Origin of the sequence: Paraburkholderia sp. GAS32 (genome assembly GCF_050434225.1) — a bacterium.
GTDB classification, from domain to species: domain Bacteria; phylum Pseudomonadota; class Gammaproteobacteria; order Burkholderiales; family Burkholderiaceae; genus Paraburkholderia; species Paraburkholderia madseniana.
Genome location: NZ_JBNPVS010000030.1, coordinates 23,221 through 39,914, shown reverse-complemented (window position 1 = coordinate 39,914; position 16,694 = coordinate 23,221). Strand labels below are relative to the sequence as shown.

The 16,694-nt window shown below is 61.1% G+C and carries 14 protein-coding genes; 5 read left to right on the top strand and 9 right to left on the bottom strand.

Annotated features, from left to right (window positions below):
* Positions 1-4: 4 nt before the first annotated feature.
* The 4 genes from P3T25_RS30365 (at position 5) to P3T25_RS30350 (ending at position 2,814) form a co-directional block, all read left to right on the top strand.
* Positions 5-946: a prepilin peptidase gene (locus P3T25_RS30365; protein ID WP_154558144.1), complete on the top strand. Its 942-nt coding sequence runs from the start codon at positions 5-7 to the stop codon at positions 944-946.
* 3 nt (positions 947-949) lie between these two features.
* The gene (coaE, locus tag P3T25_RS30360; RefSeq protein WP_429360559.1) at positions 950-1,558 is read left to right on the top strand and encodes a dephospho-CoA kinase; all 609 of its coding nucleotides are present in this window, start codon (positions 950-952) and stop codon (positions 1,556-1,558) included.
* Between the two features lie 200 nt (positions 1,559-1,758).
* Positions 1,759-2,514: a cell division protein ZapD gene (zapD, locus tag P3T25_RS30355; protein WP_030100922.1), complete on the top strand. Its 756-nt coding sequence runs from the start codon at positions 1,759-1,761 to the stop codon at positions 2,512-2,514.
* 102 nt (positions 2,515-2,616) lie between these two features.
* Entirely contained in the window at positions 2,617-2,814 is a 198-nt protein-coding gene (locus tag P3T25_RS30350) for a DNA gyrase inhibitor YacG (RefSeq protein WP_171926742.1), read from the top strand.
* A 99-nt stretch (positions 2,815-2,913) separates the two neighbouring features.
* Here the strand turns inward: P3T25_RS30350 and P3T25_RS30345 are convergent, their stop codons facing one another.
* The 5 genes from P3T25_RS30345 to ltrA form a co-directional block, all read right to left on the bottom strand.
* The gene (locus P3T25_RS30345) at positions 2,914-3,336 is read right to left on the bottom strand and encodes an NUDIX domain-containing protein (RefSeq protein ID WP_154558147.1); all 423 of its coding nucleotides are present in this window, start codon (positions 3,334-3,336) and stop codon (positions 2,914-2,916) included.
* Positions 3,333-4,202, bottom strand: coding sequence for an ATP-binding protein (locus tag P3T25_RS30340; RefSeq protein WP_154558148.1), 870 nt, complete (start codon positions 4,200-4,202; stop codon positions 3,333-3,335). The genes P3T25_RS30345 and P3T25_RS30340 overlap by 4 nt, the downstream gene beginning before the upstream one ends.
* Before the next feature lie 42 nt (positions 4,203-4,244).
* Entirely contained in the window at positions 4,245-5,486 is a 1,242-nt protein-coding gene (gene argJ, locus P3T25_RS30335; protein WP_429360556.1) for a bifunctional glutamate N-acetyltransferase/amino-acid acetyltransferase ArgJ, read from the bottom strand.
* Positions 5,487-5,638: 152 nt separating this feature from the next.
* Positions 5,639-8,449, bottom strand: coding sequence for a preprotein translocase subunit SecA (gene secA, locus P3T25_RS30330; RefSeq protein ID WP_429360631.1), 2,811 nt, complete (start codon positions 8,447-8,449; stop codon positions 5,639-5,641).
* Between the two features lie 202 nt (positions 8,450-8,651).
* A complete protein-coding gene (ltrA, locus tag P3T25_RS30325) occupies positions 8,652-10,352 on the bottom strand; it encodes a group II intron reverse transcriptase/maturase (protein ID WP_429360554.1) in 1,701 nt (566 codons plus the stop codon).
* A 1,232-nt stretch (positions 10,353-11,584) separates the two neighbouring features.
* On the opposite strand from ltrA, the gene P3T25_RS30320 reads away from it, so the two are divergent.
* Positions 11,585-12,070 carry a DciA family protein gene (locus tag P3T25_RS30320; protein WP_054040773.1) on the top strand — a complete coding sequence of 162 codons (486 nt, stop codon included), beginning with the start codon at positions 11,585-11,587 and terminating at the stop codon, positions 12,068-12,070.
* Positions 12,071-12,151: 81 nt separating this feature from the next.
* Here the strand turns inward: P3T25_RS30320 and lpxC are convergent, their stop codons facing one another.
* The 4 genes from lpxC to ftsA all read right to left on the bottom strand — a co-directional run bounded on the left by lpxC (position 12,152) and on the right by ftsA (position 16,673).
* The gene (gene lpxC / locus P3T25_RS30315) at positions 12,152-13,069 is read right to left on the bottom strand and encodes a UDP-3-O-acyl-N-acetylglucosamine deacetylase (RefSeq protein WP_097390468.1); all 918 of its coding nucleotides are present in this window, start codon (positions 13,067-13,069) and stop codon (positions 12,152-12,154) included.
* 290 nt (positions 13,070-13,359) lie between these two features.
* The gene (locus P3T25_RS30310; protein ID WP_171926746.1) at positions 13,360-13,863 is read right to left on the bottom strand and encodes a peroxiredoxin; all 504 of its coding nucleotides are present in this window, start codon (positions 13,861-13,863) and stop codon (positions 13,360-13,362) included.
* Between the two features lie 248 nt (positions 13,864-14,111).
* A complete protein-coding gene (ftsZ, locus tag P3T25_RS30305; protein WP_054040778.1) occupies positions 14,112-15,308 on the bottom strand; it encodes a cell division protein FtsZ in 1,197 nt (398 codons plus the stop codon).
* Positions 15,309-15,440: 132 nt separating this feature from the next.
* A complete protein-coding gene (gene ftsA / locus P3T25_RS30300; RefSeq protein ID WP_074282118.1) occupies positions 15,441-16,673 on the bottom strand; it encodes a cell division protein FtsA in 1,233 nt (410 codons plus the stop codon).
* Positions 16,674-16,694 lie beyond the last annotated feature (21 nt).

Here is a 16,694-nt window from a genome sequence, read left to right as displayed (position 1 = left end):
TTATATGCAGGCTACCCTTCCGCCCGTGTCAGATACTTCTTCCAGCCTGTTTTCGGGCCTGCTGTCCGGCCACGTCACAACCAGTCTCGGCCTGGCGTTCGGCAGCTTGCCCAACGGCCTGCAGATCGCATTCGCGATCGTGTTCGGTCTGGTGATCGGCAGTTTCCTGAACGTGGTCGTGCATCGGGTGCCGATCATGCTGGAGCGTGCGTGGCGCGAGGAAGTCAGCGAGGCCACCGAACAAGCGCTCGAAGACGACGGCTTGCCCGCCCGCTACAACCTGTGGGTGCCACGCAGTGCGTGCCCTCATTGCGGCCATGTGCTCAGCGCGTGGGAGAACCTGCCGGTGCTGAGCTATCTGCTGTTGCGCGGGCGCTGCTCCGCATGCAAGACACGCGTAAGCCTGCGCTACCCGCTGCTCGAAATTGCCAGCGCCGCCTTCGCGGCCGGGGCGCTCGCGCTGTATGGGCCGACCGGCATGGCACTCGCCGCCTTCGGACTGTGCGCCGCGTTGCTCGCAATGAGCGCGATCGACATCGACACCCACCTGCTGCCGGACTCGATGACGCTGCCGCTCCTGTGGGCCGGCTTGATCGTGAACTTCAACGGCATGTTCGCGAACCTCCACGATGCCGTGCTTGGCGCGATCTTCGGCTATCTGGTGCTGTGGGTCGTGCATTGGCTGTTCCGTCTGGTGCGCGGCGTCGAAGGGATGGGTTATGGCGATTTCAAACTGCTGGCGGCGCTCGGCGCGTGGCTCGGCTGGGCAGCGCTACCGCAGATCGTGCTGATCGCGGCGGTCGCTGGCGCGGTGGTCGGCCTCGCGGCGACGTGGCGCGGCCGCATGCGCTTCGAAGAACCCCTACCGTTCGGGCCGTTTCTTGCAGCGGGAGGTGCTGTTACGCTATTTCTCGGCACACCGCTTTATCTGGCGTTGGGAGGCTGAAGCATGTTTGCTGTGGGATTGACCGGCGGCATCGGCAGCGGCAAATCGACCGTGGCTGACCTGTTCGCCGCGCACGGCGTGCCGCTGGTCGACACGGACCTGATTGCGCACCGCATCACGGCGCCGCACGGCATTGCGATGCCGCAGATTGCCGCGGAGTTCGGCAATTCGTTCGTGGCGGCAGATGGTTCGCTCGACCGCACCCGCATGCGCACGCTGGTATTCAGCGACGACGGCGCGCGCAAACGCCTCGAAGGCATCACGCATCCATTGATTCGTGCGGAGACCGAACGCGAGCAGCGCGAGGCGCAAGGGCCGTACGTGATCGTAGTAGTGCCGTTGCTGGTGGAGTCAGGTAGCTGGAAGACGCGCGTGAATCGTGTGCTGACGGTCGATTGCAGCGTCGAGACGCAAATCTCTCGCGTGATGAGCCGCAACGGCTTTAGCCGTGAACAGGTGCTGGCGATCATCGCCCGCCAGGCGACGCGCGAAGCACGCCTCGCCGCAGCCGACGACATCATCGACAACGACAACGACAACGCGCCGCTCGACGCACTCAAGACGCAGGTCGATGCACAGCATCGCGTCTATCTGTCCCTAGCGAGCGCGTGAGAATACGCTGAACATGGCTTGTAGCGTGCGTGGTTTGCTCAGCCATGCAGCGGCACGCATGCAAAGCACGCGCCAAACCGCCTGAAACACGTGAAAAAAGTTGCGAAAGCGCGCTGAAAAAGTGCGTGATTGCTAGGGTAGTCTCACGGCATTAGAATGTTCTGCATTCCCGTCACCGACCACGCCCGAGGCGAGCCCGCTTGATCCTTTACGAGTATCCCTTCAACGAGCGAATCCGGACGCTATTGCGCCTCGAAGATCTGTTCGAGCGCTTCACGTTCTTTCTGACTCAGGAAGACGCCAGGGAACATCACGTCGCACTGACAACGTTGTTCGAAATCTCTGAGGTTGCAGGTCGCGCGGATCTGAAGTCCGATCTGATGAAGGAGCTCGAGCGCCAACGGCAAACTCTGGCGCCGTTCCGGGGCAATCCGGGGATCGAGCAGAACGCGCTGGAGGCCGTGCTAGGGGAAATCGAGCAGACCTTGTCAGGGCTTTCACAGATGCAGGGCAAGACCGGCCAGCATCTGGCGGACAACGAGTGGCTTGCCAGCATCCGCAGCCGCGCGATCATCCCGGGCGGCACCTGCAAGTTCGATTTGCCTTCGTACTACGCGTGGCAGCAGATCCATCCTGATCAGCGTCGGCAGGATATCGCCAAATGGGTGACGCCGCTGCTGCCGTTGCGCGATGCGGCAACAATCGTGTTGCGCCTCGCGCGCGAATCGGGTCAGGCGTCCAAGGTCATGGCGATGCAGGGCAGCTATCAGCAGATGCTGTCGGGCCGTTCATACCAGTTGATGCAGGTACGGGTGGCACCTGAATTGCGGGTGATTCCGGAGGCTAGCGCTAACAAGTACATGCTCTGGGTGCGATTCACGGTGCAGGACGGCGATTTGCGTCCGCGCGCGGTGGATGTCGACGTGCCGTTCCAGCTCACGCTTTGCAGCCTGTAACGCTTGCCCTGTAGAACTGAATCGCGGGGCCGCGCCTTTAAAGCGGCGAAAAATGCCCCTATATTCGTAACTTGTTCCGTTTCCGATTGACTGCCTGACCGTATGCCTACCGTCGTCAAATGCCCCACTTGCGGCAAGGATGTCCGCTGGACTCCAGAAAGCCGCTTCCGCCCGTTCTGCTCTGACCGCTGCAAGCAGACCGACCTCGGCGCCTGGGCCGCTGAGAAGTACAAGATAGGCGGCACGGAGGAAGAAACGCCGTCTGATGAATCGCCTGGCGGGGACTACACCCCGCATTGAGCACTGCAGGTTGCAGACGCACACCGCATGCGCGGCGTGTTGCAGTTGCGCAGGACGGCGCTGCGCACGCAGCGCCGTTTAAAACCGCCGATAATTTCCCTAGTTTTTCTCAGCCGCGAGCCATTCCAGCACGGGGATCGTCGCCGGCAACAGTGGCGAGACATCCGCCGGCAGCGCCTGCCACACAAATGCCTGGCCTTCGCGGCCGTGCGGTTCGCCGGACCACTGCGTGACCTTGCAGAAGAACAGCCGCACGTAGGCGTGCGGGTAATCGTGTTCGAGCGTGTGCCAAAGATGGCTCGTCTTGACGTCGATACCCAGTTCCTCGTGCAGCTCGCGGGCTAGCGCGGCCTCGACCGACTCGCCCGCCTCCAGCTTGCCACCCGGAAACTCCCAGTACCCCTCGTACGGCTTGCCTGCCGGGCGCTGCGCCAGCAGATAGCGTCCATCCGGCTGAATCAGCACGCCGACGGCGACTTCAGTCACCGGGCGGCCAGCCACGTTCTTCTGCGCATCGTTCATGCCGGGGTCTTCCGTCCTGACCAGTCGCGAGCGAATTGCCACGCGACGCGCCCGGAGCGCGAGCCGCGCTCCAGCGCCCACACCAGCGCATCGCCGCGCGCCGCTTCGACTTCCGCGTCGTCGCAGCCGAAATGGCGCAGCCAGTGACCGATGATCGACAGGTAGTCGTCCTGCTTGAACGGATAGAAGCTGACCCACAGGCCGAAGCGCTCGGACAGCGAGATCTTTTCTTCGACCAGTTCGCCCGGATGAATCTCGCCGTCGGCCATGTGCTTGTACGTCTCGTTGTCGCTCATGTACTCGGGCAGCAGATGGCGGCGGTTGGACGTTGCGTAGATCAGCACGTTGTCTGACTGCGCAGCGATCGAGCCGTCGAGCGCGACCTTCAGCGCCTTGTAGCCCGACTCGCCATCTTCGAACGACAGGTCGTCGCAGAACACCACGAAGCGCTCCGGCCGCTGCGCGATCAGATCGACGATGTCGCCGAGATCGTGCAGATCGTCTTTATCCACTTCGATCAGGCGCAGGCCGTCTTTCGCATAGGCGTTCAGGCAAGCCTTGATCAGCGACGACTTGCCCGTGCCGCGCGCACCCGTCAGCAGTACGTTGTTGGCCGGCTGCTTACGCACGAACTGAAGCGTGTTCTGCTCGATCAACCCTTTCTGGCGATCGATGTTTTGCAGGTCGCCGAGCGTGATCGACGAAATGGCGGGCACCGGCTGCAGATAGCCGCGCCCCTGACGCTTGCGCCAGCGAAAGGCGACCGCTGCCGACCAGTCGATCTCCGGTTCGGCGGGAGGAAGCATCGCTTCGAGGCGGACGAGTACGGCTTCTGCCCGGGTCAGAAACTTTTCGAGTTTGTCCATGGCTGTAAGGTAAGCGGCCAAAACGCCGCGCAATAAACCTGGTTACGAACGATAGTCGGCGTTGATGCTCACGTAATCGTGCGACAGATCGCAAGTCCAGATCGTGGCTTGCGCATTACCGCGGCCGAGTACGACACGAATGCCGATCTCGCTCTTTTTCATGACGCGCTGACCGTCCTCTTCACGGTAGGCCGGATTGCGGCCGCCGGCGGTGGCGACCAGCACGTCGTCCAGATACAGATCGATCTTGCCGACGTCGAGATCGTCCACGCCGGCATAGCCGATGGCCGCGAGAATGCGGCCGAGATTCGGATCCGATGCATAGAAGGCCGTCTTCACGAGCGGCGAGTGGCCGATCGCGTACGCGATCTGGCGGCATTCGCCGACGCTCGAGCCGCCTTCGACATGCACGGTCATGAATTTGGTCGCGCCTTCGCCGTCGCGCACGATCAGTTGGGCCAAGGTCTGGGCGACTTCGGTCACCGCGTCGCGCAGCGCTGCATAAGCGGGCGAATCGGTGGACGTGATCGCCGGCAGGCTCGATTTGCCCGAGGCGATCAGGATGAAAGAATCGTTGGTCGACGTATCGCCATCGATCGTGATGCAGTTGAACGAGCGGTCCGCCACGTGCTTGACCAGCGCGTCGAGCACCGGTTGCGCGACGGCAGCGTCGAACGCGAGGAAGCCGAGCATGGTCGCCATGTTCGGCTTGATCATGCCGGCGCCCTTGCTGATACCGGTGAGCGTGACCGTGTGGCCGTCGATCGCGACCTGACGCGAGGTGGCTTTCGGCAAGGTATCCGTGGTCATGATCGCCTGGGCGGCGTCGTACCAGTTGGCTTCCTTGCGGTTCGCCAGCGCCGCGGGCAGACCCGCCTTCAGACGATCAACCGGCAGCGGTTCCAGAATCACGCCAGTCGAAAATGGCAACACCTGTTCCGGCGCGATGTCCACGAGGCGCGCCAGCTCGACGCAGGTTTCGCGCGCGGCCACGAGGCCAGGTTCGCCCGTGCCCGCGTTCGCGTTGCCCGTGTTGATCACCAGCGCGCGAATCGGCTTGCCGCCCGCGCGCACGCGCTCCAGATTCTCACGGCACACCGTGACCGGTGCGGCGCAAAAACGGTTCTGTGTGAACACGCCGCCAACCGTCGCGCCTTCGCCAACGGAAATGACCAGCACGTCCTTGCGGTTCGGCTTGCGGATATTCGCTTCCGCCCAGCCCAGCGTGACGCCGGCGACAGGGTGAAGTTGAGCGGGATCGATCGAGGGGAAATTGACAGCCATGGTCGCGACCTGTCGAAGAAAATGCCGGCGTGGCGCCGGCATCGAGGGATCGGTAACTGATGGCTCGAGCCTCTAGCCGAACCACCGCGAAATCATCAACAAAACATCGTGTAAAACAAAGCGGCGCGCTTAAAGCGCGCCGCTTTTCGGCATTATGCGATCTTGCCGTGACACTGCTTGTACTTCTTGCCGCTGCCGCACGGGCACGGGTCGTTACGGCCAACCTTCGGCACGTTGTCCACGCTCACGTCCGACCCAATGGCGTGCGAAGAGCCGTGGCTCATCGCGTCGCCGATCATGGCGGCGGTAGCCGCTTCCGCAGCGGCAGGCGCTGCTGCTGCCGCTTCGGCGAATTCGGCGTGACGGAACTCGACGTTTTCGAGGTGGCTGCCTTGCTCTTCGTATTGCTCGGCGGCCTGTTCCAGCTGTTCCGGCGACTGGATCTGCACGTTCATCACCACCCGGGTGACTTCGAGCTTCACGGCGTCGAGCATCGCGGCGAACAGTTCGAACGCCTCGCGCTTGTATTCCTGTTTCGGATTCTTCTGCGCATACCCGCGCAGATGGATACCCTGGCGCAGGTGGTCGAGCGCGGCCAGATGTTCGCGCCAGCTACGGTCCAGCGTTTGCAGCATGATTGAGCGTTCGAACGCGCTGAACGATTCGCGGCCGACCTGTTCAACCTTCGATTCGTACGCTTCGTCCGCGGCGGCTTCGACAGCTTCGAGAATCTCGTCCGCGCTGATCGAGTTCGACTCGTTGATCATTTCCTGGATCGCGAGGTCGAGCTGCCATTCGTTGCGCAGCACTTCCTCCAGCTCGGGCACGTCCCACTGCTCTTCGATGCTGCCGGCCGGCACGAACTGGTGAACGATATCGGCGATCACGCCGCCGCGCATCGCGCCGATCGTTTCGGTGATGTCGTTCGCTTCGAGCAATTCATTGCGCTGCTGATAAATCACCTTGCGCTGGTCGTTCGACACATCGTCGTATTCGAGCAATTGCTTGCGAACGTCGAAGTTGCGCGCTTCAACCTTGCGCTGCGCCGATTCGATCGAACGCGACACGATGCCCGCCTCGATCGCTTCGCCTTCCGGCATCTTCAGGCGGTCCATGATCGCGCGCACGCGATCGCCCGCGAAAATGCGCAGCAGCGGATCTTCCAGCGACAGATAGAAACGCGACGAACCCGGGTCGCCCTGACGGCCGGCACGGCCGCGCAACTGGTTGTCGATCCGGCGCGACTCGTGACGTTCGGTGCCGATGATGTGCAGACCGCCCGCGGCCTTCACCTGATCGTGCAGCGCCTGCCATTCGTCGTGCAGCTTCTGGATACGGCGTTGCTTCTCGTCTTCAGAAAGCGTTTCGTCCTTTTCGATGAAGGACGCCTGTTTTTCGGCATTGCCGCCGAGCACGATGTCGGTACCGCGACCGGCCATGTTCGTGGCGATCGTGACCCGCTTCGGACGGCCCGCTTCCGCGACGATCTCGGCTTCACGCGCGTGCTGCTTGGCGTTCAGCACTTCGTGCGGCAACCCGGCCTGCTTCAGCAGATGCGAGAGCAGTTCCGAGTTTTCGATCGAGGTCGTGCCGACCAGCACCGGCTGACCACGCTCGTGGCAATCGCGGATGTCGCGGATCACCGCGTCATAGCGTTCCTTGGCGGTCTTGTAGATCTGATCCTGCTTGTCGATCCGCTTCGGCGGACGGTTGGTCGGGATCACGACCGTTTCGAGACCGTAGATCTCGTTGAATTCGTACGCTTCGGTGTCGGCCGTGCCGGTCATGCCGGACAGCTTCGCGTACATACGGAAGTAGTTCTGGAACGTGATCGACGCGAGCGTCTGGTTCTCGCTCTGGATCTTGACGTGTTCCTTCGCCTCGACAGCCTGGTGCAAGCCATCCGACCAGCGGCGGCCCGACATCAAACGGCCGGTGAATTCGTCGACGATCACGACTTCGCCGTTCTGCACGACGTAGTGCTGATCCTTGAAGAACAGCGTGTGCGCGCGCAGTGCGGCGTACACGTGGTGCATCAGCGTGATGTTCTGCGGCGCGTACAGGCTTTCGCCTTCGCCAATCAGGCCCCATTCGGCGAGCAGACGCTCGGCCTTTTCGTGGCCCGATTCCGTCAGGAAGACCTGGCGGCCTTTCTCGTCCAACGTGTAGTCGCCCGGCTTTTCGACGCCGGTGCCGTCCGCTTTCTCTTCGCCGATCTGGCGTTCGAGCAGCGGCGGCAGCGCATTCATGCGCACGTAGAGTTCGGTGTGATCTTCGGCCTGGCCGGAGATGATCAGCGGCGTACGGGCTTCGTCGATCAGGATCGAGTCGACCTCGTCGACCACCGCGAAATTCAGGGCTCGCTGCACACGCGCATCGGTCTCGTAGACCATGTTGTCGCGCAGGTAGTCGAAGCCGAATTCGTTGTTGGTGCCGTAGGTAATGTCAGCGGCGTACGCTTCCTGCTTCGCGCCGTGATCCATCTGCGACAGATTGATGCCGACCGACAGACCGAGGAAGTTGTACAGACGCGCCATCCATTCGGCGTCGCGCTGGGCCAGGTAATCGTTGACGGTGACGACGTGCACGCCACGGCCGGACAGCGCATTCAGGTACACCGGGAGCGTAGCGACGAGCGTCTTGCCTTCGCCGGTGCGCATTTCGCCGATCTTGCCGTAGTGCAGGACCATGCCGCCGATCAACTGCACGTCGAAGTGGCGCATTTTCAGCGTCCGCTTGCTGGCCTCGCGGCACACCGCGAAGGCCTCCGGCAGGAGCTTGTCGAGCGACTCGCCGCTCGCGACGCGCTGGCGGAATTCACCCGTTTTGGCGCGCAGTTGATCATCCGTCAATTGCTCGATCTGCGGCTCGAGCGCATTGATCGCCGTGACGGTCTTTTGATATTGCTTGACTAGCCGCTGGTTGCGGCTGCCAAAAATCTTCTGTAGAAAACCGGTGGTCATCGGATCGGTGTCTGCGTCGCGGCTTCGGCTGGTTCGCGGCGTGCAGTTCATGCACGTGCGCTCCGGGGTCGGAAGGGCCTCGGCGGCTTAGTCCAAGAGTGAATTGTCGGGTAGCCCGACCTTCTTACGAAGATCGGGCCCCCCGAGAACCGTACGTGCGAGTTTCCCCGCATACGGCTCAAATCTACAAACAAAGTTCTGTCTACGACAGAACCGGCTTAGTTACTGCAAGTTTACCAACGTGTACCTGCTGGTGACAGTGCGGGTGAAGCAGAACCCGGTTGGACAACTTGTCTGACCCGCCGTGCATCCGATATTCCAGATGATGGTCGTGCCAGCCTGTGTCGTCCGTCAGGGCACAGCCGCAGAGCGCACACAACCCGCTCTGCGACATGTACAGCTTTGCCCACTGTTTCCGGTAACGCATCGAGTCCCACAGACGCGTCTGCCGCAGTTGCTCGCCATATTGCTCCCACTTCGGATCAAAGGGATTAAATTCTCCTTGGATCTTCTTGTGTCTCCTGATCGCCGTACCGCTGAGTTGGTACAACTCTGTCAGGCCCCAACTGCCATCGTCCCGAACCGTCCGGACCGCGAACACCCATTGTCGAGCGTCGATTGAGTGGAAGTACTTCTGTCGCACCCAACTGCTGCTCTTTCGCGGATGCCGCCGCTTGGACCACCACCAGAGCCTCCGGAACACCAGATGCTCCATGCGGGTGTACGCCTTTTTGGCCGTAACCGGATGGTGATACTGCGCCCACCCGCGCAACATTGGGTTTAACAGTCGGATCATGTCCTCCTGCTTCACCGTCTTGTTGCTGCTAATCGTTTCCGCCACCTTGCTGTAGAACGCTTGCGCATTCTTTTTGCTCGGTTTGATGAGCATCTTTCCCGTGTACTTCCGGAAATTCCACCCAAGGAAATCGAAGCCGTCATCAATGTGAGTGATCCGCGTTTTCTCCTCCGATAACTGCAGCCCTCGAACCGCAAGGAATGCCTCCACCCAAGGTCGGACCTCTTGCTCCAGTATCTCTCTCGAGTCACCGGTTATCACGAAGTCGTCCGCGTACCGCACCACATTCACCTTCAGCCTTCTAGCTTTCATGATCCCCAGTTTTGCACCGAGATGCGCCACCAGTTCTCGTTCCAGCCCGTTCAGCGTTACGTTCGCCAACGTCGGGGAGATGATGCCTCCCTGCGGCGTACCGGCCTCAGTCGCCCGTAGCTGGCCTTGATAAATCAGGCCAGCCTTCAACCATTTCCGGAGGATTCCTCTGTCCATCGGGACATTGTTTTCCAGCCAGTCATGACTGATGTGGTCGAAGCACCCCTTGATGTCCGCTTCTAGGACCCACTTGGCCGAGGCCTCTTGGGACATACAGACGCGGATTTGGGACATCGCGTCGGCTGTCGAACGATTCAGCCTGAACCCGTAAGAGTTCAGGTCGCTCGTCGATTCCGACACTGGCTCCAAGGCCAGCAGATACAGAGCTTGCATCGCCCTGTCCCGCATGGTCGGAATGCCCAGTGGACGTTCCTTCCCATTTGCCTTGGGGATGAAGACTCTCCGTAATGGCAGAGGCTTGTATCCGCGCCGCTTCAACCTGCCGATGGCTTCCCACCGGCTTTCAGGCGAATCCCATAGCTCGCGATCGACTCCAGCCGTTCGCGCACCCTGGTTTTGCGTAACACGTCGTACCGCATACAGCTTTGCAGACAACGTGCGGGTCAGCATCCGTTGCAGGGCTTTCACCCTGCGCCAGTCACCTTCCCGCGTCGCCTTCGCAATTCGAATCTGCATCCCTCTCACGTTCCGTTCAACCCGACGCCAATCTACGGCGTACCAGCTGTCTGGCGCGTGGGAAAGCGCAGATCCGGTCTTTCGACCAGATACTTTCATGCTGCTCTCCTGCTCGAAGAAATGAATCCCGAACGGAGAACAGATCGCCCCTTGCGGGAGCGATCTGCTCCCGCAAGGGGGTAAAAATATTCAGCAATGACTAAACGTATGCATATACGGCTAGACAAGGCCGACGTTCACTCTATCCAGCTAAAGGGCTAGTCAGGCGTCTCGCGACGGTAGACCAGACGGAAGTCTGCCCGCTTTCGCGTGGGGTGATGTCTCAACCCCTATCCGGGCCATTACAGCCCGACGTTCGCTTTTTCCGTCCTCCCATACCTGCACAATCAACAGCGTCCCTTACGGTTCGCCTGCCAGCCTTAATGCGCTGGCAACCATACAGGCTTACCACGTTCCCGGCATGTCACACGACTGACTTAGGTTCTGCCTATTCCCCGGCGGCGTTGACAACGACGTAGCCCGAGATTCGAGCGGGCTATCCAACCGCACACCTTTTGGTTAGTGCCTGACAGCAGCTTAGGCACTGCAATGCTAACGAGGTTTATCAGCAGTTCACTTCCGTTAACCCTATCAGCCAGCCTAGCGCCTCAACCCCGTTGCTGCTGGGAGTGTCCAAACCGTATCCTCGCGGAACCGATTTGCCCGAAACATCCGGGGGCTACATTGTCAGAAGAGCTTCATACCCCACCGTTGCCAGTGACGCGTGTCTTCCTAGGCTACTGCTGGTCGTACAGCAGGTTCACTACCCTCGCCGTAAAACTGACGAGGTCGAACAATGACACACCGAGCTTTCGCTCGTATCAGTTCGCGAATCCGTTGCCGATGACGGCGCAGGAAATTGCATACATCACCCCGCCCAGTCGGCGGAGATGAAGCCGCTGACTGGGCGGGACCTGACGGTAATCAGGTCAATACAATGCGATCAATCGGCCGAGATGGCCCGAATCACGCTTCACAAAAATATGGGGCGCAACCCCGAGGGGCCACACACTCAGCTACTAGAAAGTGCCCCGAAGGGCCTAAAGCACATCTACTACAGTCGATGCTCGTAACGTGAGCTAACGGACACGAGCGTGCGTGTCGCACCGAATCGCGCATTTTAGCACGCGCCCCCGCCCGCGCCTGTGTCAGCCGTGCGACGCCGGCAAGGCACAGAAAGCCCGCCGCAGCGACGTCCGACGGTACGCATTGAGGCGGGTCCGCGTGCATCCCGCGCGGTACAATCGCGGCGTGAACGCACATAGGGTGCGAACGCGCCGTCACTATCGAACATGAGCCGTATTCCGTCCTTTTCAAGGCCGCCGCCCAAGCAGTTCAAAGCGCGCCGCCCGCAGCCCGTCGCCGAAGTGCTGAATCGCACCGACGCATTCGTGGCCCTGCGCGCGGGCGTCGAGCAAATTGCGGCGCTGGAAAAGGATTTGCGCGAGCTGCTGCCGGATTATCTGGCCACGAGCGTGGAGCCCAGCTTCATCAAGGAAGGCGTGCTGGCCCTATTTGCCGCGCACAACGCGCTGGCCGCCCGCCTGCGCCAGATCGAGCCGAGGTTGCTGTCCGATCTGCAGCAGCGTGGCTGGCCGGTCAACGCGCTGAGAATTCGCGTGCGGCCGCAGCCTTTGAAGGAGCCGCCGCCGGTCAAACAGGCACGCATGACGCCAGTCGGCGCGGACGCGCTGCACGCGCTCTCCCAATCGCTCGCGCCCTCGCCGCTGCAGGAAGCTTTGGCGAAAATGGCAGCGCGGCATCGGAGAAATCGCTGAACAAAAAAATAAGCGGCCCAGAAGGGCCGCTTATTTTTCATCCATTCGTTTCGGACATTTCAGCCGAAGGCGCTACACAAATTACGCAAATGCCGTCTGCGTTTCGTACGCAAAGCCGCGCGGCGCCTTCTGCGTGTCGTCGAACGTGACGATTTCGTACGCATCTTCATGCGCCAGCAACTCGCGCAGCAGCGCGTTGTTCAGGCCGTGGCCCGACTTGTATGCCGTGTACGAAGCCAGCAACGGATGGCCGACCACGTACAGATCGCCGATCGCGTCGAGCATCTTGTGCTTCACGAATTCGTCGTCGTAACGCAGGCCGTCGTTGTTCAGAATGCGGTATTCGTCCAGCACGATGGCGTTATCCATGCTGCCACCGCGCGCCAAACCGAGTTCGCGCATCATTTCCACTTCATGCGCAAAGCCGAACGTACGCGCACGGGCGATTTCCCGCACATACGACGTATTGGCAAAATCCACTTCCAGCGCCTGGCCGGTTTTATCCACAGCCGGGTGACGGAAATCGATGGTGAATTTGAGCTTGAAACCGAAATACGGATCGAGACGCGCGAATTTATCGCCGTCACGAATTTCAACCGGCTTGGTGACCTTGATGAATTTCTTCGGCGCGTTCTGTTCTTCAATACCGGCCGACTGAATCAGAAACACGAACGAACCCGCGCTGCCGTCCATGATCGGAATTTCTTCAGCCGTGACGTCGATATAAAGATTGTCAATGCCGAGGCCTGCGCATGCGGACATCAAATGCTCGATGGTCGACACGCGCGCGCCGTCTTTCTGCAGTACGGAAGCCAGACGCGTATCGCCAATCGCCATCGCCGACGCGGGGATATCCACCGGCGTGGGCAAATCCACGCGCGAAAACACAATGCCAGTGTTCGCCGCCGCCGGGCGGAGCGTCAGTTCGACCTTGCGGCCGGAGTGCAGGCCGATGCCGACTGTCTTGACGATTGATTTGATAGTGCGCTGCTTCAACATGGTGATCTTCTATTCGATTGAAAATCCCAATCGGGACTTTTTATTCCATAGCGCGAAGTATACTCCAATACCCTAAGGAGCGTCGTTACACGGAACGTATCAATCTGTTTCGCTGCATTACCCAAAGCGCGCCCGTCAGGGAAAGCGTGACGGGCCGATGTCCGGAACGGAGGCGTTTCCGGTCATCGGCCCGAGTAACGGCCCGTCACAAAAGCGTCTTATGCGCCGTTGCCCTGATACAACGCGGTAACCGCGCAGGCTCGAGGCAAAGGCATCGAACGCAATCGTGCCTAGCTCAACGTAGCGAGGATACTCCCTGCATCGCTGACTTCGAATTTGCCGGCAGCCTCGACGTTCAACGTCTTGACCACGCCGTCGTCGACAACCATCGCGTAGCGCTGGGAACGGATTCCCATGCCGCGCGCCGACAAATCCTGCTCAAGACCGAGCGCCCGCGTGAAAGCCGCACTGCCATCCGCCATCATGCGCACCTTGCCCGAGGCGTGCTGATCGCGTCCCCACGCGCCCATTACGAACGCGTCGTTGACGGACACGCACCAGATCTCGTCGATGCCAAGCGCGCGCAACTGCTCGGCGTGCTCGACGTAACCCGGCACATGTTTGGCTGAACAAGTCGGCGTGAACGCACCGGGCAACCCGAAGATCACCACGCGCTTACCCGCCGTCTGCTCGCGCACGTCGAAGCTGTTAGGCCCCAGCGTGCAACCCGCCCGCGTGTCTTCGACGAACTCGAAGAGCGTCGCGTCGGGCAGCTTTTCACCTGCTTGAATCATGCTCAGTCCCTTGCATCGATGCGAAGTACGTTCGCACGTCGTCGTGTCGCAGTGAATTCAGCGGTTGCCCAACAAAGGCTCCGCCATGCGGCGACAGTTGCCCCGTCCGCTTCGCGAATCCGAAGAGGGCACTTGTCCTTGCCGCGAATCAGACGATACGCGGCTTGTTCGCCGTTCACCCGCCACGCTCGTGCATTCGTCCGCCGGCGCTACGCAAGCAGCACCGCAACGAAAGCCTGCTCGTGCGCTCAGTCCGCCTGCTTGCGCAGGAATGCCGGAATGTCGTACGTGTCGACGCCCTTTTCCTGCAGCGCCTGCACGTGCGAAGCCGCCGTATCGCGCGACGTGCGCCACACAGCCGGCGTATCCAGCGCGCCGTAATCCGCCGTGCTTGCGTGCGACTGCGACGGTGCGTAAGCAGCGTGCGCGCTGATCGGCTGATTGTCCGTGCCGGTGCGCAGCAGCGTCATCGGTGCCGATTGCTGCTTCTTCGCCGCACGGCCCAGACCCGTTGCCACGACCGTCACGCGCAGCGCGTCGCCCATTGCATCGTCGTACACCGCGCCGAAAATCACGGTTGCGTCTTCAGCAGCATAGCTCTTGATGGTGTTCATCACTTCGCGCGTTTCCGACAGACGCAGCGAACGGCTCGACGTGATGTTGACCAGCACGCCACGCGCGCCCGACAGATCCACCCCTTCCAGCAGCGGGCTGGCCACAGCCTGCTCGGCAGCCAGACGCGCGCGATCGACGCCGGCAACCGTCGCCGTGCCCATCATCGCCTTGCCCTGCTCGCCCATCACCGTCTTCACGTCTTCGAAGTCGACGTTCACCAGACCGTCGACATTGATGATTTCCGCGATACCGGCAACTGCGTTGTTGAGAACGTCGTCTGCGCACTGGAAGCACTTGTCCATCTCGGCGTCATCGCCCATCACCTCGAACAGCTTGTCGTTCAGAACGACGATCAGCGAGTCGACGTGATCCTCCAGTTGCTGCGAACCAGCTTCTGCCACGCGCATGCGCTTGCCGCCTTCGAATTCGAACGGCTTGCTGACCACGCCAACAGTCAAGATACCCATTTCCTTGGCGATCTGCGCGACCACCGGTGCTGCGCCCGTGCCCGTGCCGCCGCCCATACCGGCGGTGATGAACACCATGTGCGCGCCACGCAGTGCGTCGGCGATGCGCTCACGTGCTTCTTCTGCTGCGGCGCGGCCCATTTCCGGCTTGGCGCCAGCGCCCAGACCCGTGTTACCGAGCTGGATCACCGCGGAAGCGCGCGAACGCGACAGAGCCTGCGCGTCCGTGTTCATCACGATGAAGTCGACGCCTTGCACGCCTTTGTTGATCATGTGCTGAACGGCATTGCCGCCAGCGCCACCTACTCCGATCACCTTGATGATGGTGCCGTTCGTTTCGGTTTCCAGCATCTGGAATTCCATGTTGCCTCCGTCAAGATAAAAAATTGCAGCCACTTCGGCCGTTATTCGGCAGGAGATCGGGCAACCTCCTGTCGCGCGCCAGCCGCCGGCACCAGCGCGTATTTACGTAAAACCGTTCGAAAAGCGAATTCGTTAGAAGTTGCCGAGGAACCAGTCTTTCATTCGCGTGAAGACCTGACCCATCGACCCCGACTGCACAGCGACCTTGCGGCCGCGCATCCGTTGCGAGCGTCCTTCGAAGAGCAGACCCATCGCCGTCGAATAACGCGGGTTACGCACGACGTCAGCGAGACCGCCCGCGTATTCCGGCACGCCAATTCGCACCGGCTTCAGGAAAATGTCCTCGCCGAGTTCGACCATGCCGAGCATCATCGACGCGCCGCCGGTCAGCACCACGCCGGAGCTAAGCAGTTCCTCGTAACCCGACTCGCGCACCACCTGCTGCACGAGCGAAAACAGTTCTTCGACCCGCGGCTCGACCACCGCCGCCAATGCCTGACGCGACAGCGTGCGCGGACCGCGCTCGCCGAGACCCGGCACTTCGATCATTTCGTCCGGATCGGCCAAGGCTTGCTTTGCAATGCCGTAGTCGACCTTGATGTCTTCCGCGTCCGGCGTCGGCGTGCGCAGCGCCATCGCGATGTCGCTGGTGATCTGGTCGCCGGCGATCGGAATCACCGCCGTGTGACGAATCGCGCCTTCGCTGAAAATCGCAATATCAGTCGTGCCGCCGCCGATATCGACCAGCACCACGCCGAGTTCTTTTTCGTCTTCCGTCAGTACCGCGAGCGACGAAGCCAGCGGCTGCAGGATCAGATCGTTCACTTCGAGCCCGCAACGGCGCACGCACTTCACGATGTTCTGCGCCGCGCTCACCGCACCGGTGACGATATGCACCTTCACTTCCAGGCGGATGCCGCTCATGCCGATCGGCTCGCGCACATCTTCCTGACCGTCGATGATGAATTCCTGCGTCAGGATATGCAGCACCTGCTGATCGGTCGGGATGTTGATCGCCTTCGCCGTCTCGATCACGCGCGCGACGTCTGTCTGCGTGACTTCCTTTTCCTTGATCGCCACCATGCCGCTCGAATTGAAGCTGCGGATATGGCTGCCGGCGATCCCGGTAAATACGTTCGTGATCTTGCAATCGGCCATCAGCTCGGCTTCCTCGAGCGCGCGCTGAATGGACTGCACGGTGGCTTCGATGTTCACCACCACGCCCTTCTTGAGCCCCTTCGATTCGCTCTGGCCGAGGCCGATCACCTCGTAGTGGCCCTCGCCCTTCAACTCGGCGACGATAGCCACTACCTTCGACGTCCCAATGTCGAGGGCGACCAGCAGATCTTTATAGTCTTTACTCATAGCGTGCTCATTGCGTGTGAT

Coding starts and splice junctions, on each gene's coding strand:
- P3T25_RS30310 (WP_171926746.1), bottom strand. CDS start 13,863: ATGATTCAAGCAGGTGAAAAGCTGCCCGACGCGACGCTCTTCGAGTTC.
- P3T25_RS30350 (WP_171926742.1), top strand. CDS start 2,617: ATGCCTACCGTCGTCAAATGCCCCACTTGCGGCAAGGATGTCCGCTGG.
- coaE (WP_429360559.1), top strand. CDS start 950: ATGTTTGCTGTGGGATTGACCGGCGGCATCGGCAGCGGCAAATCGACC.
- ftsZ (WP_054040778.1), bottom strand. CDS start 15,308: ATGGAATTCCAGATGCTGGAAACCGAAACGAACGGCACCATCATCAAG.
- lpxC (WP_097390468.1), bottom strand. CDS start 13,069: ATGTTGAAGCAGCGCACTATCAAATCAATCGTCAAGACAGTCGGCATC.
- argJ (WP_429360556.1), bottom strand. CDS start 5,486: ATGGCTGTCAATTTCCCCTCGATCGATCCCGCTCAACTTCACCCTGTC.
- P3T25_RS30345 (WP_154558147.1), bottom strand. CDS start 3,336: ATGAACGATGCGCAGAAGAACGTGGCTGGCCGCCCGGTGACTGAAGTC.
- secA (WP_429360631.1), bottom strand. CDS start 8,449: ATGACCACCGGTTTTCTACAGAAGATTTTTGGCAGCCGCAACCAGCGG.
- P3T25_RS30320 (WP_054040773.1), top strand. CDS start 11,585: ATGAGCCGTATTCCGTCCTTTTCAAGGCCGCCGCCCAAGCAGTTCAAA.
- P3T25_RS30365 (WP_154558144.1), top strand. CDS start 5: ATGCAGGCTACCCTTCCGCCCGTGTCAGATACTTCTTCCAGCCTGTTT.
- ltrA (WP_429360554.1), bottom strand. CDS start 10,352: ATGAAAGTATCTGGTCGAAAGACCGGATCTGCGCTTTCCCACGCGCCA.
- ftsA (WP_074282118.1), bottom strand. CDS start 16,673: ATGAGTAAAGACTATAAAGATCTGCTGGTCGCCCTCGACATTGGGACG.
- P3T25_RS30340 (WP_154558148.1), bottom strand. CDS start 4,202: ATGGACAAACTCGAAAAGTTTCTGACCCGGGCAGAAGCCGTACTCGTC.